A 26,483-nucleotide genomic window follows, 5' to 3' on the forward strand; every position below is an offset into this window, starting at 1 on the left:
TCGGTACCCCGAGGGCGACCGCTAGAATCTGATGAGGGGAAGTATGAGCGAGAACCGCACCAGCGGTCTGCGTCGAGGTGTCCGCATCGCGGGTGCCGCTGTCGCCGCCGCTGCTGGGATGGGCCTGCTTTCGACCGGCGCCGCCAACGCCGATGTTTTTGTGCCGTTGCCGGACGGCCAGAAGCTGGGCCCGGGTGTGACCGTCAGCCGGACGGGTGAACACGCCTTGATTTCACCATCTTTGGCCGCGAATGGCGCGGGCCGAGTTGTATGGGTCTCGGGTAACGCCAATGCCGATGTGTCCGTCACGCCCGAGGGCAACGTCGGCCCGAGCAACGGCGCCTCCGGGGCGCCGGGTACCAACAACTCGTCGACCCACGGCGCATCGCAGCTGAGCACCGGCTATATCGTCGGCTGCCAGGTCAGCATCGCCGATAATGCGATCTCGGCTGGGGTTTCCGGCGGTATCAACCTCTCGGGCGGGTCGCTCGGTGGGTCGATCGGCCTCAATCTCGGCCCGGGCGATGTCAAGTTCGTGCAGATCGATTACAAGGACATTCTGAAGCCGGGTCGCTACTCGGTCGAGTATCAGGATGCGGAGATCGAGATCCAGGGCTGCGCGGGTTATGCCCAGGCGCGTGCCTACACCGTTGTCGAGATCATCGGCAACAACTACTCCAAGGTCACCCTGTACGGAGCGCCGTTCAGTATCGGCTGACCGCGGTATCCGATGTGCGGCGTTCCCGGGCCCTACGTGGTTACACAAGCTGCCGCCTCCGGGCCTGACGGAAACGCCGCGGTGGGATCTGTCGAATCTCTACTCGCCTAATCGAATTCATCGAACTCAATCGCTAGGGGTAGTACCAATCATGATCGATCGTAAGTTTGTGGCGCGCGTGGCCGGGCTCGGCGGCGCCGCCGCGCTGGCACTCGGCCTGTTGTCCACCGGTGCGGCAAATGCCGACACCTTCGTTCCGCTACCGGGCGGCCAAATCGTCAAAACGCTATCCGACGGAACGGTTCTCACCATCCGGATGGTCGGCGAATCGGCCAATATCAGTCCTTCTATGGGTGCCACACCGGTACACCGCAATGCATGGGTATCCGGTAGCGCGCAGGTCGAGGTGACCGACGGCTGGAACGGCGCGATCTTCCCGGGTTATGTCGTTGCCTGCCAAGTGAACATCGACGGCGGCAGTGTCGACGGCGGCGTCACGGGTGGTCTGGACTGGAGTGACAGCCAGAATGTCAAGCCGAAGGTGAGCGCCAGCAGCGGCGCCAACCTGAGTCTCGGTCCCGGCCAGGCGCGGTCGTTCTATGTGCTCGATCTCGAGCAGGCCGACGACTTCGGCAACGAGGCGCACAAGAAGCGCAACAAGTTCAAGGGCGGCAGCGGTTCGGTCACCTGGTCCGATGAGACGATCGGCCTGACCGGCTGCGGTGGCTATGCGCAGGCGCGGTCCTTCGTCAGCGTCGAGGTCGAGACCGACAACGTCGTCACCTGGACAACCCTGTGGGGTCAGCCGTTCAGTCTCGGCTGAGTAACCCGCTCGACAATGGGAACGGGCCCGTCGCGTGCTCGGGTTCCCGCGGTCGTCGCAACACTCTCGATGTGGGAGGTTGCGGCGACCCCTGGAATCCGCCGTGCGCGATGGGCCCGCTTACCTGCGATAGCGAATTACCGTATGTAATTGTGGCGCAGTCGAATTCCCATTCGTATTGTCGGGCACAGGAATTCGACTCAGAATTCGTGACGTCCGCCCGCGCTGCGCTGGCCGTCGGCGAGTAGATCGCGGATCTCGATCAGCACCTCGGAATCGCTGAGCTTGGTATCCGGGAGGGTGCCGAACCGCTTTTTCGCGCGCAGGGCGGGGAGTACCAGCACGAAGTACAGCACCGCGGCGATGATCACGAAATTGATGGCCGCGGTAATGATCGGACCCACCTGCACGAAGGTTGCCGGTTTATCGGCAACCAGCCGGAAACCGAGGCCGAGGTCTTCCCGATTGCCGAAGACGGCGAGAATCGGGTTGATGATGCCATTGGTGAACGCGGTGATGATCGCGACGAACGCCGTACCGATCACCACGGCTACTGCCAGGTCAACGACATTTCCGCGGAGTAGGAAATCCTTGAAACCCTTGAACATTGCCGATATCTCCTCTTCGGGTGGGAGCTGACTCGTTGTGCAAGGCGGTTCGGACTGCCGTATCGACCGATGCTAGTTGACCTTGATGGCAAATGTTCGGCAAAACTTTGGTCAATGAAAAACAACGGTCAGGGCGGTGCGCAGCGAGGCCGCGGCGACCGCGGTGGCGTGTTCGGCGTCCATCGCGACCAGCACCACCCGCTCGGGCGCACTGCGCCGGTCGCCCACGCCGGATACCAGCACGACCGCGGCATCGATCGCGAGCAGCCGAGCGGGTCGGGCGCTCGGACCGCTCTGTTCCTCTGCCCCGATGACATCCACCCGGTCACCCGCCCGCAGAATCTCGGCGACCGCGGTATCGGCCAGCCGAATGGGCACGATGCGGGCATCATCCGTGCCAGCGGCGACCGCCGCCAGGCGCGGTCCGACGATGCGCAGATCGGTGAATACCTCGCCGGTGCGCATAGCGCCGGTCAATGTCGCGCCGACCAGGACGGCGCTATCGCCGATTGCGCCCGCGGGCAGCGTGCCGGATTCGAAAGGTGTAGCGCGCAGATCGGTAGCTTCGAGCAGGTGACCGGGTGGCAGATCGCGTCGGGCGACCATGACCTCGGTGCGGGCACTGCCGGGATCACCACGCAGGAACAGCACGAGCGCGAGTGCGGTGAGTGCCGCCGCGAGCAGGCGGCGGGCCAGTAGTGCATCCGCCCACGACGGTCGATTCCAGATCGCCCCATTCCACATCGCCCAAATCGCGGAGCGCAGCGGATCGCGGCGGCCGAGATCAGCGAAGGATCGGGTCTTGCCGGACGGGATGATGCCCAGGGGAGCCATGCCGGGAGCCTATGGTCACCGGCACCGCGACTCGCCCGGGAAAGACGTGGTCTGTGGATAACGACAGCCCTGGGGATAACTCCCACAGGGCTGCTTCTACCAGGTGAAACTCAGCTGGCGACGGCTGTGCTCGCGGTGCTGGAGCTGCTGGACGAACCGGAATCCGAACTCGACGCGGAGCTGCTGGTACCGCTGTCCGACTTCGCGGGCTCGCTGGCGGTCGACGAGCCGCCACGGCTGTCGGTGCGGTAGAAACCGCTGCCCTTGAATACGATGCCGACTGAATTGAAGAGCTTGCGCAGCTTGCCAGAGCACTCCGAGCAGACGCTCAGCGCCTCGTCGGTGAAGGACTGAACGATGTCGAAGCGGTTGTCACACTGGGTGCACGCATATGAATAAGTTGGCACTGGATCCTCCGCACGGTACGTCGAACTGGCACTCTACAGCCGACAGTGCCAACACCGCTAATCGGCCTTTCATTCCTCGTCCCTATCGCCACCCAATCGATGCAGTCCGCCGTGCGGTGTGAGGGCCCAGCCCATGCGCAGATCGTGCGGCTCCTCGGGGAGCCGGTCGAGCAGTTCGTCGTCGCGGACCACCGCGATCAATCGCGCCGTCGGACGGGCCGCGGGCAACGTTCGGTCGTAATAACCGGCACCGCGCCCGAGCCGAACGCCACGGCGATCCACCGCGAGTGCCGGGACCAGGATCAACTCCGCCAACGCAATAGCATCGGCGAGCACCTCGCCCGAGGGTTCCAGCAGTCCGAATCGGGCCCGCTGCAGCTCGTGCGGGCCGGCGAACTCGGCCCATCGCAGTGGTCCCGGTGGTCCGGTGATCGGCAGCAGCACCCGAGCGCCTGCCGTGCGCAGTGCTGTCAGCATCGCCGTCGATCCGGGTTCACCGCGCACCGGGACGTACGCACACACCCACTCGGGGACGTCGAGTTGGGCGACAGTGTGGGCCAACTCACGTGCCTCGGATTCCTGGTCGGCGTTGGTCATCGCGGCCCGTTGCGCAATGATTTCGGCCCGCCAGGCATGTTTGTCGCGCTCGCCGGGCATGTCCACAGTGATCACCTTAAGCTCACCGGGACCCGAGTCGGCGTGATGGCCACTTCGGGCCTGTGATGGATGGATAGGGTAGGCGTATGACAGCAAAGGCCGGACAATCCGCGAATGGCGCGGTCGTGTCGTGTTTCCGCACGGCCGTCGTGCCCGCGGCCGGACTCGGGACGCGGTTCCTGCCCGCGACCAAGACCGTGCCCAAGGAACTGCTGCCGGTGGTGGACACTCCTGGCATCGAACTGGTCGCGACGGAAGCCGCCGATTCCGGTGCGGAGCGGCTGGTCATCGTGACCTCGCCGGGTAAAGACGGCGTGGTCGCACACTTCGTAGAGGACTTGGTGCTGGAGGGCACGCTCGCCGAGCGCGGCAAATTCCAGCTGTTGGAGAAGGTGCGCAAGGCGCCCGCGCTGCTGGATGTCACCTCGGTGGTCCAGGACGAGCCGCTCGGCCTCGGCCATGCCGTCGCTCAGGCCGAGGGCGCCCTCGATGACGACGAGGATGCCATCGCCGTACTGCTGCCCGACGACCTGGTGCTGCCGTGTGGGGTGCTCGATGTGATGAGCCGGGTGCGGCGCAAGCGCGGTGGAACCGTGTTGTGCGCCATCGATGTTCCCAAGGACCAGGTCAGCGCCTACGGTGTCTTCGACGTCGCGCCGGTGCCCGATGCGGTGAACCCGAATGTGCTGCGGGTCAACGGAATGGTGGAGAAGCCCGCACTCGCGGATGCGCCGTCGACCTACGCGGCCGCGGGCCGATACCTATTGGACCGCGCCATCTTCGACGCGCTGCGCCGGATCGAACCGGGCACGGGCGGCGAATTACAACTCACCGACGCGATCGCACTGCTCATCGAGGAGGGCCATCCCGTCCATGTGGTGGTCCACCGTGGGTCGCGCCACGATTTGGGCAACCCGGGCGGTTATCTTCGTGCTGCGGTCGATTTCGCTTTGGAACGAGAGGAATACGGCCCCGCCCTGCGGGAGTGGCTGCAGCATCGGCTCAGTGCGGACTGGGACCCACAGCTGACGACCGACGACTGATAGGCGTGGGCGCCGGGTTTCGCCGATGGTGGACCGTCGGGTACGAATGATGGTCCATCTGCGGTGTGAGCGACGGGCTCGGAGGCGGCAGCTTGCGTAACCACGCAGAGCCCCGGGAGCACCGCGGATCGGGCAGAGCCGCGCGGGTTCGGTTGCGCGGTCGCGGAATCGGGTCGGTGGGAAGAGATCAGGAAGGGCTGGATGCGCTCGGTTGAGGATCAGCAGATCAAGGTAACGGCCGCGGCGGTCGCGCCCCGGCCGGTCCGGGTCGCGATCTCCGAGGCCCAGGGCCTGCTGTGTGCCGAGGATGTCGTCACCGAGCGGCCACTGCCCGGATTCGATCAGGCCGCGATCGACGGATACGCCGTGCGCAGTGTCGATGTGTCCGCCGCGGGCACCGATATTCGCGACGAGGACGGCGAACTGGTCGATCTGACGTTGCCGGTGGTCGGCGAGGTGGTCGCCGGGTCCAAACAGCCGATCCGGTTGCAGCCGCGCCAGACCGTGCGGGTCGATACCGGTGCGCCGCTACCGACGTTGGCGGATGCCGTGCTGCCCTTGGATTTCACCGATGGCGGCCGGGCCAGGATCAAGGTGTACGAGCCGGTGCGATCCGGCGACTATGTCCGGCGCATCGGCGACGATGTGCAGCCCGGCGATGTCGCGGTGCGTGCGGGCACCATTATCGGTGCACCGCAGGTCGGCCTGCTTGCCGCGGTCGGGCAGGACAAGGTGCTCGTACATCCGCGCCCTCGGCTGTCGGTGATCTCGGTGGGTGGCGAGTTGATCGATATCGATCGAACGCCCGGACCCGGACAGGTCTACGACGTGAATTCGTATGCGCTGGCCGCCGCAGCGCGCGATGCGGGTGCGGATGTGAACCGGGTCGGCATCGTGAGTTCGGATCCGCGGCGGCTGCGCGATGTGGTGGAGGGGCAGCTGGTTCGCTCCGAGGTCGTGGTGATCGCGGGCGCCGTCGGTGGGTGGGCTTCGGAGCAGGTGCGTGAGGCGCTCGAGGGTCTCGGGGACCTCGAAATCACCAGGGTCGCCATGCATCCCGGCTCGGTACAGGGGTTCGGGCGACTGGGGCGCGATGAGGTTCCGACATTTCTCCTACCGTCGAATCCCGTTGGCGCACTGGTGGTTTTCGAGGTCATGGTGCGACCGCTGATCCGAATCGCGTTGGGGCGCAGACATCCGATGCGCCGGATCATTCGCGCCAGAACGATCACGCCGATCACCTCGATACCCGGACGCAAGGGGTATCTGCGCGCGCAACTCATGCGCGATGAGGCCACGGGCGACTACCTGGTCCAGCCGCTCGGCGGCGGCGCGGGCGGTTCGTCGCATCTGCTCGCCACGTTGGCCGAGGCGAACAGTCTGATCGTGATCGACCCGGACGTCACCGAGATCAGGACCGGTGACGAGGTCCGGGTCGCATTTCTCGCACAGCGCGGCTGAGGCGTGGAGACGATGAGTGTGTTTCGGGTCGCGCAGCATCCCGGTTGGCCCGCGCATCTGGGACCGGTGCGCGTCGCGGCCGGGAAGGTGACATTGCGTCCGGTGCGGTTGCGCGATGCGGCGGCCTGGAGCCGGATCCGGTTGCGCGACAGGGCACATCTGGAGCCGTGGGAGCCGACCGGGCGCGGTACCTGGGAGGCGCGCAACCACGTCTCGAACTGGCCGTCGCTGTGGTCGAGTCTGAAGACCGAGGCCAGGCGCGGTGCGATGATTCCGCTCGTGATCGAGGTCGACGGCGTGTTCAGCGGGCAGTTGACCGTCGGCAATATCGTGCGCGGCGCATTGTGTTCGGCATGGGTCGGCTATTGGGTTGCCAAGGATTTGAGCGGTCAGGGCGTGGCGACGGCCGCGCTCGCACTCGGGCTGGACCACTGCTTCGGGCCCCTCGGATTACATCGGGTCGAGGCGACCGTGCGGCCGGAAAACCTGGCCAGTCAAGCGGTTCTGCGCAATGTGGGGTTCCGTGAAGAGGGGCTGCTGAAGCGGTACCTGGATGTGGACGGGGCCTGGCGCGATCACCTGCTGGTCGGCATCACCGTCGAGGAGGTGGCGGGGACCGTCGTCGATCGACTGGTGCGTGATGGTCGGGCCACGCTGCCCTGAAATTCGGATACCGGAACCTACGTACCGTTTCCGATGTGCCCGGTCGCCTTCGACGCGCGGCGAAGATGGTGGAACTGTGACAGGTGTGGCGTATGTGCCCGGCGCGCCTGACCGAACTTGGTGCGACACGGAATTAACCTACGGACGTCGGAGGTGCGTCCCGTGCCACCGGCAACCAGCCTGTGAGGCAGTGCCGAATACGCCTCACGGCGGCCGGACGTCCGTCCGTCCGAGGCGTTTTGCGGCGAGCGAACGCACCGCGACGGAGCGCGGTTCGACCCGGTCGAAAGGCCGAGCGGACGATGCGGTGGGGACGGAGGTGCTGAGGCGAGATGCCGAATTCGATCCTGTGGATCGGCCTGGTCGTGTTCTGGGTCTTCGTGCTGTTCCCGATCCTCGCCGACCGGCACCCCAGGATCAGACAGATAACCGACGCGGCGTTGGCGACCCGCGTATTGCACCGCGGAGGTTCCAAGCGGCGCACCAAGAGTGGTCCGGCCGCCGGACACGACAGCGATCCGGATTACCGGCCGACCCGAGTGCAGAGAAGGCTTTCCCATAGCGATGATGCGGAGGACCGGATGACCCCACCGGCCGACGGCCAGGTCACCGAGGACGACAAACCCACGGAGAACCCGCTCGAAGCCGGGCCGGCGGAACCCGATGCCGAAATCGACGACAGGGACGCTGAAGTCGACGAATTCGACGATGCCGACGACGAATCCGCCACCGCGGATGGCGAATTCGATGACAGCGTCAGCGAGCTCGCCGACGCCGATTTCGACGATGCCGAAATCGCGACGGCCAGAACGGATGCGAAGCAACGTGCGACCGTCGATGATGACCGGGTGGCGGTAGAGCACACCGAACCGGCTGGTGCCCGGATCCCCCAGGCCCGGACGGCGGCGCCCGCTCACTTCGACGAATCCGACTCCGACGAATCAGATTTCGTGCCGACCCGGCGCGGTCGCGGCGGATTCGACCCGGAGGCCGACGCCATCGCGCGCGCGGCCCGCTACACCTTCCGGCAGCGCGCGGTGCTCGGCCTCATCCTGGCCGTCTTCGTCTTCGGCGGACTCTCGGTGGCGCTGAGCCCCATGTTCTGGTGGGGCTGCGGCGGCTCCGCGCTCGTCCTGGTGACCTACCTGGCGTACCTGCGCAAGCAGGTCCGCATGGAGGAGGAAATCCGTCGTCGTCGCCTCGCCCGCCTGGCTCGCAGCCGCGGCGAGCACATCGAGGCCGAACGCGAGGCCGAGCAGCGCGCCAAACAGCGCATCATGGACCGCGACACCGCCCGTGCTCTCCGCCGCCGCTCCGCCCTCATCGAGGTGGACGACGAAGACCCCATGTTCGAGCACCTGGAAAACTTCGACCCCGCCACCGCCCGCGCCCTCCGCCGCGGCACCAGCGATATGCGCCGCGCCGCCGGCGCCTGACCCGAGCCAGCATTCGCCCAGGTCAACCGTGCGATTCGGAGTCTGCCCACACCGCCTGATACAGTGTCACAGCGCGGTTCCCCGGAGCCGCACGGGGCTATAGCGCAGTTGGTAGCGCGTCTCGTTCGCATCGAGAAGGTCAGGGGTTCGATTCCCCTTAGCTCCACAATTCGGCTCGAATTGTGGCCGTGATCTGAGGGATCACCTCAAATTGTGCATGGGAGCCAACTTGCGCTCTCATGCATTTTTTGGTAAGTGGTCATTTTCGGGTTCTTCGCCGGGGCCATCGCTATCGCTGCGCCTGTCTTCGATGGTTGTGGCGTCGTGGTCGGCGATATCGGCATCTCGATTCCCACCAGCCGATTCGAACCGTCCGCCGAGTCGGATCTCGCGACGCTGGTCCGCCGCGCCGCGGCCGATCTCACCGAGCGTGTCGGCGGGCGCTACGCCTGCGGCTGATCGTTCCGGCAGGCTTGCGACCGTTTCCTCTCAACTTCCATCGCGTTACCCTTGACGAACCGAGTGTTTGGTGTAACGAAACCGCTCGGAGAGGTGAGATGAGTGCCGCACCGTTCGCCTACGTCGACCCTGGGACCTTGTCCGAGGTCCTGGACCTGCTCGACCGGTTGGAGGACACTCGGCTCCTGGCCGGTGGCCAGTCCCTCATTCCCTACATGCAGTTCCGGATGGCGCGTCCTGCCGTAGTGGTCGACCTCAACCGTGTCGGAGAACTGGCCCACATCACCGACCACAATGGTCGGTTGGAGATCGGCGCCATGACCCGGCAACGCGCGCTCGCCGAGTCAGAGATCATCCGCGCGCAGGTACCCATCGCACACGAGGCCCTCCGCCTGATAGGCCACGTCGCCACTCGCCCGCGTGGGACTCTGGGCGGTAGCGTGGCGAACCTCGACCCCAGTGCCGAGCTGATCGCGGTCACGGCCCTGCACGACGGGGTGCTGCATGTCCGCAGCGTCCGGGGCGAGCGGGTGCTGGGCGTCGCGGATTGGGCACGTGACCTGCTGACCCCGGCCCTCGATCCCGGCGAGATGCTGACTCGAATCGACTGGGCGCCCTGGCCGACCGGGCACGGGCACGCGTTCCTGGAGTTCTCCAAACGTCATCACGACTACGCGGTCGTGGCTGCCGGTGCGCTGATGACCGTCGACGAACAGGGCCGCATCACTCGTGCTGCCGCAGCGGTCGCCGGAGTCGGCATCATCGCGACCAGACTGACCGCCGCTGAACGGTTGCTGGTTGGTGAGGTGGGCAGACCGGAGTTGTTTGCCGAGGCCGCTCGTGCAGCCGCAGATCTCGAACCCCTGACCGACACGCAAGCGAATACCGGCTACCCCCGCCGCTTCGTGTCGGCGGGGTATCGCCGCCATCTGGGCCAGGTGCTCACTCGCAGGACGCTGCACCTCGCCCACTCTCGTGCGCTTGGACAGCAGGAGCGTCGATGACACCCGCTGTGCCGACCCGGGGTTCGAGCGCGAGGCATCGGAGTGATGCTGAGATACGGTTGTGCACCGCCGTAGCGGCGGGCCGGGGCGCCGAGGGGACCGGTCTGCCAGCAGCGCCGCATGACGCGCACTCACACGCGGGCGAGAATGCGCACCGCGTGAACGGTTGCAGCCCAATCAATTCCAACGAAGAACACTGCGCCGACCAGCGACAATCCGGTCGGCTTCCATCACCCGATGTGGGGCAGGAATACAGGGCGACCGAACCAGGTCAGCGACCCGACTTCCGTCCGATCCCCACCACAGACACCCTCTCGATGTCTGTAAGAGAAAGGGTGCACGAGTGACCCGACCTGACATCGGCCCGAAGCTCGATAGAGCCCGGAAGATCACGATCATCACCAACGGCGACACGCATGCGGTCGAGGTCGACGTGCGGACCCCACTCAGCGATGCCCTGCGCCGCGATCTCCACCTCACCGGCACGCATGTCGGCTGCGAGCATGGAGTATGCGGGGCCTGCACCGTCCTGCTCGACGGCCGAGCGGTCCGCAGCTGCCTACTCCTCGCCGTCCAGGCCGACGAGCACGAGGTCACGACCGTGGAGGGGTTGTCCGGGGATGGGACTTTGAACTCTTTGCAATCTGCCTTCCGCTCACACCACGCGCTGCAGTGCGGATTCTGTACCCCTGGCATCCTGTGTACGCTCACCGACGCGCTGCGCACGAGCCCCGCCCCCACCGAGGATGACATCCGTGCGGCGCTCACCGGCAACCTCTGCCGCTGCACCGGCTACCAGAACATCGTCGAGGCCGCCGTCGACGCCGCAGCGGCGCTGCGAGGTGCCGGCGATGAGTGACCGCTACGTCGGTACACGCGTCGAGCGCCGCGAAGACGCGGCCCTGCTGACCGGGCGCGGCCAGTTCGTCGACGACATCGCCTTCCCGGGCACTCTCGTCGCCCGAGTCGTTCGCAGCCCTTATCCACACGCCCGCATCCGCAGCATCGACACCGCCGAAGCGTCCCAAATGCCAGGCGTACACCTGGTGCTGACTCACGCCGACCTCCCAAAGACCCTGCGTGACAAGCGATTCCCGCTGTTCGTTCCCAACCCGTGGATCCGCCGAGAGTGGAGCAACCCGGTCCTCGCCGGGGACGAGGCCTGCTATGTGGGGGAACCCGTCGCGGTTGTGGTGGCGGACGATCGGGCTCTGGCCCGTGATGCGGAAGAAGCCGTATGCGTCGACTGGGAGATCCTGCCTTCGGTCGGGGACTGTCTCGCCGGTCTGGAACCGGGCGCGCCCGCCGCGCATACCGGGGACGAGGACAACATCGCGGCCGTGTTCACCATCGGGCACGACGATGTGGACACTGCGCTCGCCAGCGCCCCACACCGGCTCACCGAAAGAATCTGGCAGCACCGCGGTGCCTCGCACTCGATGGAGGGCCGGGCGGTCCTGGCTGTGTACGAACCCGTAGACGACCAGCTCAACGTGTGGTCGGCCTGTCAGGCGCCGTACCAGAACCGGCAGATCATCGGCCAGATGTTGGAGCGCGACGAGGCCCGCATCCGGGTGGTCGCACCCGACGTCGGCGGCGGGTTCGGGCCCAAGGGCATCGTGTACCCCGAGGATGTGCTGGTGCCGTGGCTGGCGATGCGTATGGGCCGCCCGGTGCGTTGGACTGAAGACCGGCACGAGCAGTCGATCGCGACCACCCAAGAACGGGACGAGCATGCCGAGGCGACCGTCGCCTTCGACGACGAGGGGAGAATTCAAGCCGTTGACGTCACGGTCGTGCACGACACCGGGGCCTATCTCCCGTGGGGGATCATCACGCCGATCATCGGCGCCACCACGTTGCCCGGCCCGTACGTACTGCCCGCGTACCGGCTGCAGATGACGGTGGTGCTGACCAACAAGGTCGCCACCTCGCCACTGCGCGGCACCGGCCGTCCCCAGGCCGTGTTCGTGATGGAACGCCTGGTCGACCGGATCGCCCAATATCTCGGCTTCGACCCCGCCACGGTCCGCGAGCTGAACATGATCCGCCCGGACCAACTGCCCTACGACATCGGACTGGTCGGCCGCGACGGCAGCCGAGTCGTCTACGACAGCGGCGACTACCCACAGTGCCAGGCCCTCGCCCTGGAGCGCGCGCAGTACTCGACCTTCGCCGAACGCCAGGCTGCAGCTCTCGCCAACGGCCGTTACCTCGGAATCGGAATCGCGAACCTGGTCGAGGCCACCGGACTCGGACCGTACGAGGGTGCCGAGGCGCGGATCCTTTCGACCGGCTGCCTGGGCATAATTTCCGGCGCGGCGTCGCAGGGCCAGAGCCACAAGACGGTGCTTGCCCAGGTCGCCGCCGACGCATTCGGCACGACGCCCGACCTGGTCGAAGTCATCGCTGGCGACACGGCGTGCTTCCCGTTCGGCATCGGCACGTTCGCCAGCCGGGTCGCCGTCAACGCCGGTTCGTCGGTGCACATAGCCGCGACCCGGCTACGTGAGCAGGTCCTCGACCTTGCCTCGGCCATCACCAAGGTCCCGCGCGAACTGGTCGCACTCGTCCCGGGCGCGGTACGCGCCGAGGGGCATCCGGACATTTCGCTCGCCGAGCTGCGGCATATCTCGCTGGGCATGCCCGGCTTCACCTCCGACCACGACGCCGACCCAGGGTTGTCGGTGACCGAGTACTTCAACCCGCCACAGTCGACCTACTCCAACGCGACGCACGTGGCCGAGGTGGAGGTCGACATCGAGACCGGCCGCGTCGACATCATCCGCTATGTCGTCGGGCACGACTGCGGACGCCAGCTCAACCCCATGGTTGTCGACGGGCAGATCCAGGGCGGAGTGGCGCACGGGATCGGCAATGCGCTCTACGAGTTCTCCGGCTACGACGCGCAAGGATATCCGTACACCACCACGCTGGAGGAATATCTGCTTCCCACCGTGCTGGATGTGCCGAAGGTCGAGGTCGTTTCCATGGAAAGCCCGAGCCCACTCAACCCTCTCGGGATCAAGGGCGCGGGCGAAGCTGGCACGATCCCGGCCGCATCGGCGATCGTCTCGGCCATCGAGAACGCCCTGGCTCCCTTCAACGTCCGGATCCAGCGCGCGCCGGTCAGCGCCGAACACCTTGTGGAACTGATCGGGGCTGCGAGGTGAAACGACTCTCTCAGTCTACGACGGCCGAACTCGACCTGAACCTGCTCTGGCGCTTGCCGCACTGTACGCCCGCATCGGGTGCCTCCAGGTCGCCTGCGCGTCGTCGGCAGTGAAATCCCTTGTCGTGGAGGATGTTTTGGTTGTGGTCCGGGTCCGGCCGGGCATCAGGCCACCCCGCCTTCGGTGTCGAGGTTGATGCCGAGCGCGGTGTCGTAGTCGGTCAGGCACCGTTGTTCGACCTCTGGCTCGGGCGCCGGTCGCAGAACACCGATCTGGTTGCGCCGCAACGCCTTCGCCGCCTCGACAGGAACGGCGTCGGACAGGGTTTGATGCCACGCCCAGATCCGCTCGTGATCGGCAACGATCCGGCCGCCGGAGAACACCCGGACCCGGTTCAGGTCGGCGATGATCTCGATTCGGCGCCCGATCACGGCAGGATGCACCGAATAGTCATTGGAATCCAAGCGAATGTAGTGATCACGCGCCAGGCGCCCTGAGCGCCTCCACCCGGTCTGCGGCGCCGGGTGGCAACGTCAGCATCGCTTGGCGGTCGGCGGTGATCCGATCGGTCGGTGCGCAGCCCAGCGCTCGCCGCGGCCGGGCGTTCACAACTCCAGCCACTGGCTCAGTATGGGTATTGAAATCGGTTGGGCCACTGAAGGTTAGGTCCGGCAGGAACGAGCGCTCCAGGTAGTCATGGGCGCGTTCGATCATGCCTTTCGCTTCCGGATCGGCGGGCCTGCAGACGATCACCTTCGCCCCCAAGGTCCCCCGGAACCCTTGGCATTCGGCGGTCAGCTCGCTGCGTCCGCCACGCCAGCGGCCGATCGCGCCTTCACCATCCCAAACCAAAACCCTTGGCGCTGAACCCAACCGGTGAATATGGGTCCACCAGCCGGCGAACAGATCCTCCGCATGCCGGGTCGGGAGCAGCAGCGCCATCAACCACTGCGAATAGCCGAGGACCATGGTCAGGAGTTCCCGCCTGGGCTCTGACTGGTAGGTCAAATCGATTGAGTCGCAAACAGGTTCATGCATCGTCTCCCAGAAATGGGAGGGCGCACCTCCTTGACTAGTGATCTGGAACACACCAAACTTTGATTACTCCAGTAGTTCTGGAGACTTGTCGGCCGACATGGTGAGTTCTAAGCGAATCGAGGGTTCGGGCTATGACGACGAGTATCGCGGCCGTATCGGCTGAAACCGAAGTACCTGCTGCGGATTTCGACACGACACATCTCAAGGAGAACCTGCGCTGGGGCCACTTGTTCTGGCCGGGCTCCACGGCGTTGACCGAGGAGCAGATCGACGATCGAGTAGCCCGCTACCAGCGGTCGCTCGAGCGCTTCCGGGCCAGCGGCATGCAGGGCAACTACCTGCCCGACGATCTGGAAGTGGACTCGGCGTGGCATGCGCACCAGTGCGATCCGGTCGGGTACGCGGAGTTCTGCACCCAGTATTTCGGCGGCATTCTCGCCCACACGGTAACGCTGTGTGTCTGCAAGTTGGTCGATCTCGACCAGAAGTGATCCGCGCTCGGCGATAGCCGAAACGCATATCCGCGCGTGATCCGTTCGGCGTAGCTCCCCTGCCGGGGAGCTACGCCCCGGCGGCAACTATCCGACCGTACGTGCGTCCGGTGGCGGCCGGACAGCTCACTGCTCGTGTGGACCGACCGCACAGTGCCGTGAATTGCAATACAGCCGTCCAGCTGCAGATGAATTCTTCGACGAAGGTTTCCGCGATACATTCGCAATCCTAGGTAGATGCGATGACACCGAGAGCGAGATCGAGGCGATTGTCGCCTTGCTCCGATTGCCCCTCGGAGTCGGTATAGATAACTCGCCGAAACAAATCGACGACGCCCGCCGTCGATATCCTGACTGCACCTTCGTCCTGACAGATATGCGAACGCCACCCGCAGGTCCATACGACGCAATTCTGAACCTGTGGACCAGCTTCGGCTTCTTCGACACCCGCGAGGAAGACCTTGCCGCCCTCGCGGCCTGGGCCGAAGTTCTTGTTCCCGGGGACAAGCTCGTGATGGAAATCGATACTCTCGAATACTTCGAGCATCGTGTACGCAACGGTAGCGAATTGATCAGTACGCAGCTGATCCAACGGTCCGATCTCGTCGGTCACGCTCGATATGATTGGACCACCCAGGAACTCAATGTCCACTGGAGGCGCCCTGGATGGTCTCGACAGTGCCGGCTCCACATGTATTCCCGCCCACAACTCGAGACAGCAATCTACGAAGCCGGATTTGGCCATGTGGCATTCGCGGGCGACTTTCATGGCCGTCCGGTGGACCTGGACAGCGGAACCGTCATTGTCGTAACCAAGTGGCGCGGCACTTCAAAACGCCGACCGCCCCGATCGAGGGCCGTAGGTCTGAGAGTGTCAGTGTTTCAACGAGTTTCACTGCCGTGTATTGCGACCCGGCATCCGAGCGATGGATCGCACCGCTGATCGGGTGGCCTTCACGGGCCCGCAGGGATCGAACCATTCAGCTACTGAGCGTCCACTGCTGGTGGGCGCGCTGGGCACCTGCTGACGATGCCCATCGGCCTGGGGGATCGCCTACTTCTTCTCCACGGTCCTGGCGAGCATGCCGAGCGAGGCCCGCAGCACGGATTCGGGAAGAATCGGGAAGATTCCCATTTCGCGGTAGGTCGCTGGGATCTGGCTCCAGTCGTAGTACGACGTCACCGAGGTGCCGATCTCGCTGGGTTCCACGCGGTAGCCGTAGCGGTGTTCGATCGGCACCTGGCCCTCTCGGCCGACTGTCCACGCGATATGGGCGTCCTGTTCGAATGCGGTGATGGTCACCGTGACGTCGTACTTTCCCATCTCGGGAAAGTCATTGAGCGATTCACGATCCATATGCACGACGAATTCATCTCCGACCGCGGTGATGGCTTCGCCTTCTGCGGATTGCAGCATGCCCGTGCTGTCGATCGACACATGCCCTTCGGGTGAGCACAGCAGGGCGAAGATCTCGGCCGGCTGTGCCGCGATCTCCCGTCGGACCTCGAACCGTTCTTCAGTCATGGGATCCATCCTCGCACAATCGTTGCGCGGACGCTGATGAAAGACGTTTCGTGCCGACCAGACCGAAATAGACTTTGGTGCAGCCTATTTCGCTGAGCTTCACCGCCTTGGCTCCGTCGTTCGGATATCATTTCCGCATACTGGTTGATAACCAGCTGTGGCGTGATGCGGAGAGCTTCGGAGCCAATGTCGCAGCCGCACAGGGGTATTCCCCTGCCTAGCTGCTGGAGAGCCTCATTAATATCTTAAATGTCGCAGCCGCGCAGAGGCATTCGCCTGCCTAGCTGCTGGAGAGCCTCGTTCATATCTTCAATGTCGCTTCCGGCCGGATCTCCGAGCCGGGCGAGGTAGCGGTACTGATCACCTTCGTCGTTTCCGACAAGTCCGCCATCATTGTGGGGGCGGTCTTCGTTATCGACGGCGGCACCATCAATACTGCCTGACATCGGCACGAGCCGACCGAGGTGGGTGGCGGATCATCGAAAGGGCGGCCTGTGCGGCGAATACGGGATCGCACCGACCAGCCGCCAGCTCGGTGATTGCCTGCATGCTCGACATCTGCCAGGCCGGGGCGTTGGAGATCGCCACACACGGGATCCTGCGCTGTTGGACGAGATCGTCCATGCCACAAAGGATTTCCTCGACCGATGTCGTAAGTCCCATACCTGCCGGTACAGCAGATCGATGTAGTCCGTATTCAGCTGCCGGAGACTGGCTTCCACCGAACCGTGCAGGCTCTTGCGGTGAGCGCCCTCGGAATTCGGGTTCCCGGGCCGGCGCAATGTCGTGTACTCCGTTGCCTGCACCAGGCTGCCGCGGACCCATCGAGTCTGCGGCAGCCACTTCGGGCATGTCAGCCCTTGCCGTATCTGAGTTCACGTTTCAGGATCTCGCCGCTGCCTGCCTTGGGGAGAGCACCGACGAACTCGACGATCCTCGGGCACTTATATTGGGCAAGCCGACCCTCGAGCCAGCCGAGCAGTTCCGTCTCGTCGAGCTCCTGACCGCGGCGCAGCACCACGACCGCTTTCACGGTCTCACCCCAGTGCGGGTGGGGTACGCCGACGACGGCGGCCTCGAGTACCGAAGGGTGCGCGCCGATCGCGTTCTCGACCTCGACCGAGTAGACGTTCTCTCCGCCCAAGATGATCATGTTCTTGAGCCGGTCGTGGACGTAGAGGAATCCGTCGTTGTCGATCATCCCGATATCACCGGTACGGAACCAGCCGTCGGCGGATATCGCGGCCGCGGTTTCCGCGGGTTTGTTCCAATACCCTATGGTCAGCTGCGGCGTCCGCAGCCAGATCTCGCCGTCCTCACCGGTGCCGACGTCGCGACCGGTGGAAACATCGACGATCCGGCACTCGCAGTTGGGGTGGATGCGGCCGACGCTACCCGGATGCCGGTCGACCTCCCCCCGGCGCAAGATCGGCGCGACCGCCACCCCGGCACAGGTTTCGGTCAAGCCGTAACCCTGCGAAAAGCCGGTCTGCGGCAGCATCTCCATCGCCTCCTCGACCACCGAGCTGCTCGAGGGCGCGGAGCCGTAGATGATCACCTCGAGACTGGACAGGTCGAAGGCCTCGGCGGTCTTCTCGGCAACCAGACTGGCCAGCAGGTCCGGCACCAGGCTGGTGTGGGTGACACCTCGATCCTCGACGGCGGCGGCGATCGCGGCGACCGAGGTCCCCGACGGGATGACCACCTCGCCGCCCAGATGCACGCAACACGTCACCGAGCTCATCCCGCTCATACGAAACATCGGCAGGCAGGCCATGTACCTCATCTCCGGATACAACGCCCAGGCTGCCGCCGCCTGCTGGGCCATCTCCCGCAGATTTCGCTCGACCAGCTGAATGCCCTTGGGCTCGCCGGTGGTTCCGGTCGTGTAGGACAGCAGCACGAGGGACTCGTCGGTTTGATCGGCATCCGGCGCGTAGCCGGAATCCCCTGCGGCATACCAGCGCTCGAAGTCGGAGCCTTCGGGTCCGTCCAGCCGGACCACCGGGCACTGTGGGTCCAACCCCGATGCCAACTCCCGCTCGGCGAAGAGCAGGGACGGGTTGCAGTCCTCCAGAACAGCCCGGAGCTCGGCCGCCGTCAGCCGCCAGTTCAGACCGACCAGCACAATGCCGGCCCAGGAGGCGGCGTAGACGAGCTGGACGTAGGCCAAGTCGTTGTGCGCGAGCACCGCCATCCGGTCTCCCCGGCGTAGACCGGCAGCGTGCAGCCGGTCCGCGATTCGCGCCACGTCCCCGGCGAACTCCGCATAGGTCTGCGACCCCGCAGGCGCGCTGATCGCACGGCATCCGGCGCGGTCCCGTGCGTGCCCGACCAACAGGCCGGCCAGCGTCGGGGGGTGAGGGATGGTCATCGGCGTCTCCCTAGATCCTGGCCGCGACCGCAGCCATCTGCCCGGCGTACCGGATGGTCGATATCCCATGCGTGCCGGATCACGTGGCCAGCGGTTCGATCTGGTCGACGACGAACTGCCGCACCCAGATGACCTCTCGGGCGAACACCAGGTGGTCTCGAAGCTCGAGGAACTCCTGCTCCCTCTTCTGCATTCGTATCTCTCGCTGGTCGGAACCGTGCAGGCACTAATGCTCGGGCTCCGGAAAGGCGACCACCGCACAGGTGCCCACCGTCCCGCGATCAGTCGCGGGTCCCGAAGATGCTGTGGGGGATCGTATCCAGCACATAATCGAGTTGTCACGCGATTCGAAAGGACGCTTGTTCCTTGGGGTTTCGGTGCCCACGAATGACAACGTTATGGACTCAGCCGACACAGATCCCCTTTCCGCGAGCTATGTCGTGATCGTAGCGTTGCTCGAGATTCCGTGTGGCGCAATGGTGTAGGCCATCGGATGGCAAGGGTGCGCCGATGATCGTCACCGGAGGAACCATCACGATCGGCCTCCTGATTCCGGTGCCCGGCGCCGTTTCCCACTGGTATGCGTCGTTCAACCGTGGTGCGCGATGCGCACGGCCAGGCTGGGATCCCGACGACGCCTGCGGCCACTCGATCGGTTTGGGTGAGTCCGAGTTCGGTGCGGCGGTCGTAGACGGCTTGGGCCAGTGCCATGGAGAGCCGGATTTCGCGGCGGGCCTCGGTGACATCGTCGGGTTCGGTGTAGCCCTCGGTTAGCTTGCGTTCCCGGAGGTTTTTCCAGCGTGCGTGGCTCATCGGTCCAGTTCTCCCTTCACGATTATGGCGATCGATGCGCCGGAGATCTCGGCGCGGTTCGGCCCGGTTCGGGGTTTGGACCGGAGAGTTTTGTAGGTTGACTCGAATGGACCAGTCGTCGCGTTCGAGTGCGTCTCCGGCGGTCGGGCGCGCGCTGGATATTCTGGTTCGCCTGGCCGAGGGCCCGGGGCCGGTGCGGGCCGCGGTGCTGGCCCGGGATCTGGGGTTGCCGCGGTCGTCGGTGTATCACATTCTGGCGGTGCTGGTGGATCGCGGATTCGTGGTGTATGTGCCGGGTGAGCAGGCGTATGGGCTCGGCGTGACCTCGTTCGAGATCGGGTCGGCGTTCCTGCGTCACGAACCGCTCGAGCGGCTGGCGCAGCCGATCCTGCATCAGTTGGCCAGGCAACTCGGGCAGGCCGTGCACCTGGGGATTCTGCATGGCAACGAGACGGTCTATCTACTCAAGGAACGCCCGAGTTCGGGTCCGGCCGCCGAGGTTTCGCTGATCACCGATATCGGGGTGCGGTTGCCCGCGCACTTGACCGCGAACGGTCGCGCCATTCTCGCCACGCTGCCGGATGCGCAGGTGAAGGCATTGTATTCGCGCCGTTCGGATTTCATCACCAGAACCGGGCGCGGGCCTCGCACATTGACCGAGTTGCGGCGCGCGTTGGAGGAAGTTCGGGTCCGTGGCTGGGCCGATGAGGTGGAGTTGGTGACGCCGGGGCTGCGGTCGGTCGGTGCGGCGGTGTTCGATCACAACGGTCGGCCGGTCGCGGCCTTGAGTACGACGTGGCGCATCTTGACCTTTCCCGAGCCGGAGGTGGTGGAGCAGGCGTTGCGGTGGGGTGCGGACCGGTTGACCTCGCGAATCGCGGGTCACGCGCCGCCACGGGCGTGAGTGGCCCGTCCGTGTGAGCCCCCTCACAGGCTGTTGTACATTGTTGTATAGACAATTGCCTACCTGGAGACTTCCACCATGACGCAGGACTGGAACAGCGGACTCTACGCACGGATGACCGATCGCGCGTTGGCGAAGTCGTATGCCTGCTCCCTACCTGACTGGTACAAACACGACTTCGATCCCGGCCGAGCCGTCGCCGACATCGCGCGCATCGAAGCACTGCGCCCCGGCGAATTCGAGGTCGCGTTGCACGCGCCGACCGGTTCGGCACGCGGTCAGCTGCGGCTGACGCTGTACACGACCGGCGAGGCTGTCTCGCTGAGTCGCATTCTGCCGGTGATCCAGTCCCTCGGCGTGGAAGTGCTCGACGAGCGCACGTACGTGTTCGAGGTCGCGGCGGGCACCCACTGCCGCATCTACGACTTCGGCCTGTCCCTCGACGGCGAGCCCGCCCCGGGCGACGTGACACGCACCCGGTTCACCGAGGCCTTCGCGGCCGGATGGCGAGGCGACGCCGAGATCGACACCTTCAACCGGCTGGTACTGCGCGCGGAATTGGCCTGGCGGCAGGTGTCGATCCTGCGCGCCTATGCAAAGTACCTGCGCCAGAGCGGTTTTCCGTACAGTCTGGAGCGCATCGCGGAAGTCCTTTCGGCGCATCCCGCGACGGCCCGGACGCTCGTCGAACTGTTCCACGCGCGGTTCGCGCCGGACGGGCACAGCGCGGCCGCCGAGACCGAACTGGCCGGCTGCCTCGACGACGCTCTCGGCCGGGTTGCCGGGCTCGAAGAGGACCGCATTCTGCGTGCCTTTACCGCACTCATCCGAAACACCTTGCGCACCAACTATTTCGTGCGCGGCGGAACCGCGCCGGTCTTGTCCATCAAGCTCGATCCACAGCGGATCGACGAATTGCCCCGTCCCCGGCCACGATTCGAGATCTTCGTGTACTCGCCTCGGGTCGAGGGCGTGCATCTGCGATTCGGCGCCGTCGCACGGGGTGGACTGCGTTGGTCGGACCGCAAGGAGGACTTCCGCACCGAGGTACTCGGCCTGGTCAAGGCGCAGGCGGTGAAGAACGCCGTGATCGTGCCGGTCGGCGCGAAGGGCGGTTTCGTCGTCGGACAACCGCCGAAACCCACCGGTGACGACGCGGCCGATCGCGCCGCACACCTGGCCGAGGGCGTCGCCTGCTATCGCAGATACATCGCGGGCCTGCTCGACCTCACCGACAATATCGACCGGGCGACGGGCACGGTGATCCCCGCACTCGACGTCGTCCGCCACGACGGCGACGACACCTACCTGGTCGTCGCGGCGGACAAGGGCACGGCTACCTTCTCCGACATCGCCAATGAGGTTGCGGCCGAATACGATTTCTGGCTCGGCGACGCGTTCGCCTCCGGCGGTTCGGTCGGTTACGACCACAAGGCCATGGGCATCACCGCCCGCGGGGCCTGGGAGAGCGTCGAGCGCCATTTCCAGGAGCTGGGCCGCGACACCCATACCGCGGACTTCACGGTGGTCGGCATCGGCGATATGAGCGGTGACGTGTTCGGCAACGGCATGCTGCTCAGCGACCGCATCCGCCTGGTCGCCGCGTTCGACCACCGGCACATCTTCCTTGATCCGAACCCGCAGTCGGGGCCCTCCCACGCCGAGCGCAAGCGCCTGTTCGAACTGCCCCGCTCGTCCTGGGCAGACTACGACCGCGACCTGATCAGTGCCGGCGGCGGCGTGTGGTCCCGGGCGGCGAAGTCGGTGCCGATCGCGCCCGAAGTGCGTGCCGCACTGGGACTTCCGGACACGGTCACCGCGCTGTCGCCGATCGAGGTGATCCGGGCGATCCTGTGTGCGCCCGTCGATCTGATCTGGAACGGGGGAGTGGGCACCTACGTCAAGGCCACCACCGAGTCGCATGCGGCTGCGGGCGACAAGGCCAATGACGGCGTGCGGGTGAACGCCACCGAATTGCGTGCCACGGTGGTCGGGGAGGGTGGCAATCTCGGCTTCACCGCGCTCGGCAGGGTCGAATTCGCCTGTGGGGGAGGCAGAATCAATACCGACGCGCTGGACAACTCGGCAGGGGTCGACTGCTCCGACCATGAGGTGAACATCAAGATCCTGCTCGACACCATGATGTCGGCCGGGCGGCTGGACCGGCACGACCGGGACCGGCTGCTCGCCGACATGACCGGCGAGGTCGGCCGACTCGTCTTGCGGGACAACCGGTCCCAGAACCGGACCCTGGGCGTGAGCCGCGCCGACGCGGCCACGCGGCTCGGCGTGCACGCCCGCATGATCGCCGCACTGGAGGCCGAGCGAGGATTGGTCCGGTCCCTCGAAGCCCTGCCCGATGAGAAGGAACTCGCCCGGCGCGCGGACCAGGGACGCGGCTTGACCTCGCCGGAACTGGCGACCCTGATGGCGCACGTCAAGCTCGCGGTCAAGGACGCAATCCTGGCCGGTGACCTGCCCGACGATCCCGCCCTGCACGATCGCCTGATCGCGTACTTCCCGGATTCGCTGCGGGAACGCTTCGGGGACAGCCTGTCCGAGCACCCGCTGCGCCGCGAGATTCTCGCGACCATGCTCGCCAACGATGTGATCGATCATGGTGGAATCAGTTTCGTCTTCCGGCTGGGGGAGGACTCGACCGCGGTCACATCGGATGTGGTGCGCGCGTATCTGGTCGCCGCGCGGATCTTCCAGTTGCACCCGCTCTGGGACGATATCGCGGACAGTGGTCTGCCGACCGAGGTGAGCAACGCACTGGTGCGCGCCACGCAACGCGTGCTCGATCGCGCCACCCGGTGGTTGCTGGCGCACCGGCCGCAACCGCTCGGGATCGCCACCGAAATCGACCGGTTCGCCCATCGGCTGGCCGCGCACGCGCACTTGGTCCCCGAGTGGCTGCGCGACCGCGAACTGGCCGATCTGCACGACCGGATCTCCGCCTCGGTCGAAGACGGCGTCCCCCGTGAGCTGTCGACCCGCGTGCACCTGCTGCTCGACCAGTTCGTCCTGCTCGACATCATCGAGGTCGCCGACGCGGGCGGTCATGACGTGGCCGACGTCGCTACGCTGTACTACGCCCTGAGCCAGCGACTCGGGACTGTTCGCCTGCTGCAATCGGTTTCGCGACTGTCCCACGAGAACCGCTGGAACTCGTTGGCGCGCCTCGCTTTACGCGACGACCTGTACGGATCGCTGCGTGTGCTGTGCCTCGACCTGCTGGCCGAGCGCGTCGAACCCACCGAGGACCTGGCCGCGGTCCTCACACGGTGGGAAACCAGCAATGCGACGAGGATTTCGCGGGCTTGCTCGACCCTCACCGAGATCTTGGAGAGCCCAGCCGATGTCGCCGCGATGTCGGTCGCGGTGCGTCAGATCCGCAGCCTGGTCAATGCGGTGTGATCTTCACTGGGTCTGGGCGTCGAAGGTTCCCGCGAGCCGGTAGCGGGAACCCGGATGCAGCAATCGTGCGGAGCTGACCAGCCGGTCCTCGGACCAGGTGCGCCGGCGGATCAGCAGACAGGGCTCGGACTCGATGAGCCCGAGCAGTCCGCACTCGTCGGCGGTGGGGAGCACGGCTTCGACCACGTGCTCGCCGCGGCCGAGCGGCGCGACCGACACCAGGTAGGTATTGGGCGTCGTTGCGGTGAAATCCTGGTCCAGATACCGCGGCGCGAACTCCGGATTCACGAACCGATCCTCGAGCTGAATGGCCAGATCGTTCTCGAAATGTACCAGCCGCGAATGGAATACGGGACTGTCCTCCGGCAGCTCGAGCTCCTGCGCGGTCACCGAATCGGCCGACTGCTCGCACAACGAGATGACCTCGGCGCGATGCCGGTGGCCGCGCCGCTCGATCTCGTCGGCGATATTGCGCACCTCGAATAGCGCTGAGCTGACCTTTCTTTCGGCCACGAAGGTGCCGACACCGATGATCCGGACCACCAGGCCATCGGTACTCAACTCACGCAGCGCCCGGTTGACCGTCATTCGTGACAATCCCAGCGCGCTGACCAGCTGATTCTCCGACGGCAGCAGCTCACCTTCGCGCCACCGCCCCGAGACGATCTGCTCGGAGATCAGATCCTTGATGCGCTGGTACGCGGGACCTGATCCCTGGCCACGGGCACGGAACAGCGACCCGATATCGACCTCGTCAATCGCCACACTCGTCACCTGCTCCAGATCCTGCCCATTGGCGCAAACCCTCCGATCGCGACCAAGTGTATCGGCGCTCCGGGCCAGCGCCGACACCGTCAAGTGTCCGAGATCCGAGAATTCTGCCCGCCTGCGCTGTTCCAGGCTTTGAATCCGGGGTGTTATTGGCGTCACGTCCCGAATGTCGACAGGAGTTCCGATGACGACTGATTCCCAGGCCGGCCCGCGCCCGGTCCGCGCCCCACGCGGCACCGAACTGAACTGCCTCGGCTGGCAGCAGGAGGGCGCGCTGCGCATGCTGATGAACAACCTCGACCCGGAGGTCGCCGAGCGCCCCGACGACCTGGTCGTCTACGGCGGAACCGGTCGCGCGGCCCGCAGTTGGGCGGCGTACGACGCCATCGTGCGGACCCTCGAGACGCTGAAAGACGATGAGACGCTGCTGGTTCAGTCCGGCAAGCCGGTCGGCGTCATGCGCACCAGCGAATGGGCACCCCGGGTGCTGCTGGCCAACTCCAACCTGGTCGGCGACTGGGCGAACTGGGAGCAGTTCCGCAAGCTGGAGGCCGAGGGCCTCATGATGTACGGCCAGATGACCGCCGGCTCGTGGATCTACATCGGCAGCCAGGGCATCCTGCAGGGCACCTACGAGACCTTCGGTGCGGTGGCCCGCAAGCGGTTCGGCGGCACCCTGGCCGGCACCATCACCCTGACCGCCGGCGTGGGCGGCATGGGCGGCGCGCAACCGCTGGCGGTCACCATGAACGACGGCGTCGCGCTGTGCGTCGACGTCGACGTCACTCGCATCGACCGTCGCATCGCGCACGGCTACCTCGACACCAAGGCCGACACCCTGGAGGCCGCCCTGGAACTGGCCGTGCAGAAGCGGGACGCGCGCGAACCGCTGTCGATCGGCGTGGTCGGCAATGCCGCGGAGATCTTCCCGCGCCTGCTCGCGATGGGCGCGCCGATCGACATCGTGACCGACCAGACCTCGGCGCACGATCCGCTGTCCTACCTGCCGCTCGGCGTCGATGTCGCGGATTGGCACAGTCGGGCCGAAGCGGACCCGGAGTGGTTCACCGTCGAGGCTCGCAAGTCGATGGCGGCGCATGTCGAGGCGATGGTCGGCTTCCTGGATGCCGGCGCCGAGGTGTTCGACTACGGCAACTCGATCCGCGACGAGGCCCGCAAAGGCGGCTACGACCGGGCCTTCGACTTCCCGGGTTTCGTGCCCGCCTACATTCGGCCGCTGTTCGAGGAGGGACTGGGCCCGTTCCGCTGGGCCGCGCTGTCGGGTGATCCGAAGGACATCGAAGCTACCGATCGGGCCATTCTGGAACTGTTCCCGGAGAACGAGCACCTGAAGCGGTGGATTACCATGGCTGGCGAGAAGGTGCACTTCGAGGGTCTGCCTGCTCGCATTTGCTGGCTCGGCTACGGCGAACGGCACAAGGCGGGCCTGAAGTTCAACGAGATGGTCGCTTCCGGTGAGCTGTCGGCTCCGGTGGCGATCGGCCGCGACCACCTGGACTCCGGTTCGGTCGCCTCCCCGTACCGTGAGACCGAGGCGATGGCCGACGGCTCCGACGCCATCGCGGACTGGCCGTTGCTCAACGCGCTGGTCAACACCGCGTCCGGCGCGTCGTGGGTGTCGATTCACCACGGTGGCGGTGTGGGTATGGGCCGTTCCATCCACGCGGGGCAGGTGTGTATCGCCGATGGCACCGAACTGGCCGCGCGCAAGCTCGAACGCGTGCTGACCAACGATCCCGCTATGGGCGTGATCCGCCACGTCGATGCCGGATACCAGCACGCAACCGATGTCGCCGCCACCCGGGGTGTGCGAATCCCGATGCAGGAGAACTGAATTCGG

At 65.7% G+C, this 26,483-nt stretch carries 22 protein-coding genes, 1 tRNA gene and 3 pseudogenes; 16 read left to right on the top strand and 10 right to left on the bottom strand.

Annotation, left to right across the window (positions count from 1 at the left end; all coding sequences use genetic code 11):
- Positions 1-43 precede the first annotated feature (43 nt).
- Both AB0J29_RS29645 and AB0J29_RS29650 read left to right on the top strand, forming a co-directional pair.
- Positions 44-718, top strand: a complete 675-nt coding sequence (locus tag AB0J29_RS29645; RefSeq protein WP_364793387.1) for an MspA family porin — start codon at positions 44-46, stop codon at positions 716-718.
- A gap of 151 nt (positions 719-869) precedes the next feature.
- The gene (locus AB0J29_RS29650; protein ID WP_364793388.1) at positions 870-1,541 is read left to right on the top strand and encodes an MspA family porin; all 672 of its coding nucleotides are present in this window, start codon (positions 870-872) and stop codon (positions 1,539-1,541) included.
- A gap of 200 nt (positions 1,542-1,741) precedes the next feature.
- Here the strand turns inward: AB0J29_RS29650 and mscL are convergent, their stop codons facing one another.
- The 4 genes from mscL to AB0J29_RS29670 all read right to left on the bottom strand — a co-directional run bounded on the left by mscL (position 1,742) and on the right by AB0J29_RS29670 (position 4,047).
- Positions 1,742-2,149, bottom strand: coding sequence for a large conductance mechanosensitive channel protein MscL (gene mscL / locus AB0J29_RS29655; protein ID WP_364793390.1), 408 nt, complete (start codon positions 2,147-2,149; stop codon positions 1,742-1,744).
- A 111-nt stretch (positions 2,150-2,260) separates the two neighbouring features.
- Positions 2,261-2,983 (bottom strand): SAF domain-containing protein, encoded by a 723-nt coding sequence (locus tag AB0J29_RS29660; protein ID WP_364793392.1) that lies wholly within the window; start codon positions 2,981-2,983, stop codon positions 2,261-2,263.
- 110 nt (positions 2,984-3,093) lie between these two features.
- Complete coding sequence (locus AB0J29_RS29665; RefSeq protein WP_364793394.1) at positions 3,094-3,390, bottom strand: FmdB family zinc ribbon protein; 297 nt, start codon at positions 3,388-3,390, stop codon at positions 3,094-3,096.
- 69 nt (positions 3,391-3,459) lie between these two features.
- Positions 3,460-4,047 (bottom strand): 5-formyltetrahydrofolate cyclo-ligase, encoded by a 588-nt coding sequence (locus AB0J29_RS29670; RefSeq protein WP_364793464.1) that lies wholly within the window; start codon positions 4,045-4,047, stop codon positions 3,460-3,462.
- 86 nt (positions 4,048-4,133) lie between these two features.
- On the opposite strand from AB0J29_RS29670, the gene AB0J29_RS29675 reads away from it, so the two are divergent.
- The 9 genes from AB0J29_RS29675 (at position 4,134) to AB0J29_RS29715 (ending at position 13,286) form a co-directional block, all read left to right on the top strand.
- Entirely contained in the window at positions 4,134-5,090 is a 957-nt protein-coding gene (locus AB0J29_RS29675; RefSeq protein WP_364493493.1) for a UTP--glucose-1-phosphate uridylyltransferase, read from the top strand.
- 201 nt (positions 5,091-5,291) lie between these two features.
- Complete coding sequence (glp, locus tag AB0J29_RS29680; RefSeq protein ID WP_364793396.1) at positions 5,292-6,551, top strand: gephyrin-like molybdotransferase Glp; 1,260 nt, start codon at positions 5,292-5,294, stop codon at positions 6,549-6,551.
- 12 nt (positions 6,552-6,563) lie between these two features.
- The gene (locus tag AB0J29_RS29685) at positions 6,564-7,214 is read left to right on the top strand and encodes a GNAT family protein (RefSeq protein WP_364793398.1); all 651 of its coding nucleotides are present in this window, start codon (positions 6,564-6,566) and stop codon (positions 7,212-7,214) included.
- 332 nt (positions 7,215-7,546) lie between these two features.
- Positions 7,547-8,650, top strand: coding sequence for a gephyrin-like molybdotransferase receptor GlpR (glpR, locus tag AB0J29_RS29690; protein ID WP_364793400.1), 1,104 nt, complete (start codon positions 7,547-7,549; stop codon positions 8,648-8,650).
- 93 nt (positions 8,651-8,743) lie between these two features.
- Positions 8,744-8,816 (top strand) — tRNA-Ala (locus tag AB0J29_RS29695).
- A gap of 89 nt (positions 8,817-8,905) precedes the next feature.
- Positions 8,906-9,109: an IclR family transcriptional regulator C-terminal domain-containing protein gene (locus AB0J29_RS29700; protein WP_364793402.1), complete on the top strand. Its 204-nt coding sequence runs from the start codon at positions 8,906-8,908 to the stop codon at positions 9,107-9,109.
- A 98-nt stretch (positions 9,110-9,207) separates the two neighbouring features.
- Entirely contained in the window at positions 9,208-10,113 is a 906-nt protein-coding gene (locus tag AB0J29_RS29705) for an FAD binding domain-containing protein (RefSeq protein WP_364793404.1), read from the top strand.
- Positions 10,114-10,456: 343 nt separating this feature from the next.
- A complete protein-coding gene (locus AB0J29_RS29710) occupies positions 10,457-10,972 on the top strand; it encodes a (2Fe-2S)-binding protein (RefSeq protein ID WP_364793406.1) in 516 nt (171 codons plus the stop codon).
- On the top strand, positions 10,965-13,286 hold the full coding sequence (locus AB0J29_RS29715) for a xanthine dehydrogenase family protein molybdopterin-binding subunit (RefSeq protein WP_364793408.1): 2,322 nt from the start codon (positions 10,965-10,967) through the stop codon (positions 13,284-13,286). The genes AB0J29_RS29710 and AB0J29_RS29715 overlap by 8 nt, the downstream gene beginning before the upstream one ends.
- A gap of 164 nt (positions 13,287-13,450) precedes the next feature.
- Here AB0J29_RS29715 and AB0J29_RS29720 read toward each other — a convergent pair.
- A pseudogene (locus tag AB0J29_RS29720) lies at positions 13,451-14,276 on the bottom strand (IS21 family transposase); the annotation flags it as partial.
- A 179-nt stretch (positions 14,277-14,455) separates the two neighbouring features.
- Here AB0J29_RS29720 and AB0J29_RS29725 point away from each other — a divergent pair.
- Positions 14,456-14,815: a hypothetical protein gene (locus AB0J29_RS29725; protein ID WP_364793410.1), complete on the top strand. Its 360-nt coding sequence runs from the start codon at positions 14,456-14,458 to the stop codon at positions 14,813-14,815.
- A gap of 229 nt (positions 14,816-15,044) precedes the next feature.
- On the opposite strand, the gene AB0J29_RS29730 is transcribed toward AB0J29_RS29725, so the two are convergent.
- The 4 genes and pseudogenes from AB0J29_RS29730 to AB0J29_RS29745 form a co-directional block, all read right to left on the bottom strand.
- Entirely contained in the window at positions 15,045-15,428 is a 384-nt protein-coding gene (locus AB0J29_RS29730; protein ID WP_364793412.1) for a hypothetical protein, read from the bottom strand.
- A 223-nt stretch (positions 15,429-15,651) separates the two neighbouring features.
- A pseudogene (locus AB0J29_RS29735) lies at positions 15,652-15,786 on the bottom strand (IS3 family transposase); the annotation flags it as partial.
- Between the two features lie 83 nt (positions 15,787-15,869).
- Entirely contained in the window at positions 15,870-16,340 is a 471-nt protein-coding gene (locus AB0J29_RS29740) for an SRPBCC family protein (protein WP_364793414.1), read from the bottom strand.
- An 853-nt stretch (positions 16,341-17,193) separates the two neighbouring features.
- Positions 17,194-18,714 (bottom strand): class I adenylate-forming enzyme family protein, encoded by a 1,521-nt coding sequence (locus AB0J29_RS29745; RefSeq protein ID WP_364793417.1) that lies wholly within the window; start codon positions 18,712-18,714, stop codon positions 17,194-17,196.
- A gap of 510 nt (positions 18,715-19,224) precedes the next feature.
- Here AB0J29_RS29745 and AB0J29_RS29750 point away from each other — a divergent pair.
- From AB0J29_RS29750 to AB0J29_RS29760, 3 genes and pseudogenes are all read left to right on the top strand, one after another.
- The gene (locus tag AB0J29_RS29750) at positions 19,225-19,488 is read left to right on the top strand and encodes a hypothetical protein (protein ID WP_364793419.1); all 264 of its coding nucleotides are present in this window, start codon (positions 19,225-19,227) and stop codon (positions 19,486-19,488) included.
- A gap of 145 nt (positions 19,489-19,633) precedes the next feature.
- The gene (locus tag AB0J29_RS29755; protein WP_364793421.1) at positions 19,634-20,431 is read left to right on the top strand and encodes an IclR family transcriptional regulator; all 798 of its coding nucleotides are present in this window, start codon (positions 19,634-19,636) and stop codon (positions 20,429-20,431) included.
- Between the two features lie 129 nt (positions 20,432-20,560).
- A pseudogene (locus tag AB0J29_RS29760) lies at positions 20,561-23,851 on the top strand (NAD-glutamate dehydrogenase domain-containing protein); the annotation flags it as partial.
- A 3-nt stretch (positions 23,852-23,854) separates the two neighbouring features.
- On the opposite strand, the gene hutC reads toward AB0J29_RS29760, so the two are convergent.
- Entirely contained in the window at positions 23,855-24,616 is a 762-nt protein-coding gene (hutC, locus tag AB0J29_RS29765) for a histidine utilization repressor (RefSeq protein ID WP_364793423.1), read from the bottom strand.
- 190 nt (positions 24,617-24,806) lie between these two features.
- On the opposite strand from hutC, the gene hutU reads away from it, so the two are divergent.
- On the top strand, positions 24,807-26,477 hold the full coding sequence (gene hutU, locus AB0J29_RS29770; protein WP_364793425.1) for a urocanate hydratase: 1,671 nt from the start codon (positions 24,807-24,809) through the stop codon (positions 26,475-26,477).
- The last annotated feature ends 6 nt before the right edge of the window (positions 26,478-26,483 follow it).

Origin of the sequence: Nocardia sp. NPDC049707 (genome assembly GCF_040674855.1) — a bacterium.
GTDB lineage: Bacteria > Actinomycetota > Actinomycetes > Mycobacteriales > Mycobacteriaceae > Nocardia.

Bases quoted from the DNA above. Each gene is read 5' to 3' on its own strand.
- AB0J29_RS29675 (WP_364493493.1), top strand. From the start codon at position 4,134: ATGACAGCAAAGGCCGGACAATCCGCGAATGGCGCGGTCGTGTCGTGT.
- AB0J29_RS29670 (WP_364793464.1), bottom strand. From the start codon at position 4,047: ATGCCCGGCGAGCGCGACAAACATGCCTGGCGGGCCGAAATCATTGCG.
- hutU (WP_364793425.1), top strand. From the start codon at position 24,807: ATGACGACTGATTCCCAGGCCGGCCCGCGCCCGGTCCGCGCCCCACGC.
- AB0J29_RS29740 (WP_364793414.1), bottom strand. From the start codon at position 16,340: ATGACTGAAGAACGGTTCGAGGTCCGACGGGAGATCGCGGCACAGCCG.
- glp (WP_364793396.1), top strand. From the start codon at position 5,292: ATGCGCTCGGTTGAGGATCAGCAGATCAAGGTAACGGCCGCGGCGGTC.
- AB0J29_RS29705 (WP_364793404.1), top strand. From the start codon at position 9,208: ATGAGTGCCGCACCGTTCGCCTACGTCGACCCTGGGACCTTGTCCGAG.
- AB0J29_RS29755 (WP_364793421.1), top strand. From the start codon at position 19,634: ATGGACCAGTCGTCGCGTTCGAGTGCGTCTCCGGCGGTCGGGCGCGCG.
- AB0J29_RS29685 (WP_364793398.1), top strand. From the start codon at position 6,564: ATGAGTGTGTTTCGGGTCGCGCAGCATCCCGGTTGGCCCGCGCATCTG.
- AB0J29_RS29645 (WP_364793387.1), top strand. From the start codon at position 44: ATGAGCGAGAACCGCACCAGCGGTCTGCGTCGAGGTGTCCGCATCGCG.
- mscL (WP_364793390.1), bottom strand. From the start codon at position 2,149: ATGTTCAAGGGTTTCAAGGATTTCCTACTCCGCGGAAATGTCGTTGAC.
- AB0J29_RS29750 (WP_364793419.1), top strand. From the start codon at position 19,225: ATGATCGTCACCGGAGGAACCATCACGATCGGCCTCCTGATTCCGGTG.
- AB0J29_RS29745 (WP_364793417.1), bottom strand. From the start codon at position 18,714: ATGACCATCCCTCACCCCCCGACGCTGGCCGGCCTGTTGGTCGGGCAC.
- glpR (WP_364793400.1), top strand. From the start codon at position 7,547: ATGCCGAATTCGATCCTGTGGATCGGCCTGGTCGTGTTCTGGGTCTTC.
- AB0J29_RS29715 (WP_364793408.1), top strand. From the start codon at position 10,965: ATGAGTGACCGCTACGTCGGTACACGCGTCGAGCGCCGCGAAGACGCG.
- AB0J29_RS29725 (WP_364793410.1), top strand. From the start codon at position 14,456: ATGACGACGAGTATCGCGGCCGTATCGGCTGAAACCGAAGTACCTGCT.
- AB0J29_RS29650 (WP_364793388.1), top strand. From the start codon at position 870: ATGATCGATCGTAAGTTTGTGGCGCGCGTGGCCGGGCTCGGCGGCGCC.
- AB0J29_RS29660 (WP_364793392.1), bottom strand. From the start codon at position 2,983: ATGGCTCCCCTGGGCATCATCCCGTCCGGCAAGACCCGATCCTTCGCT.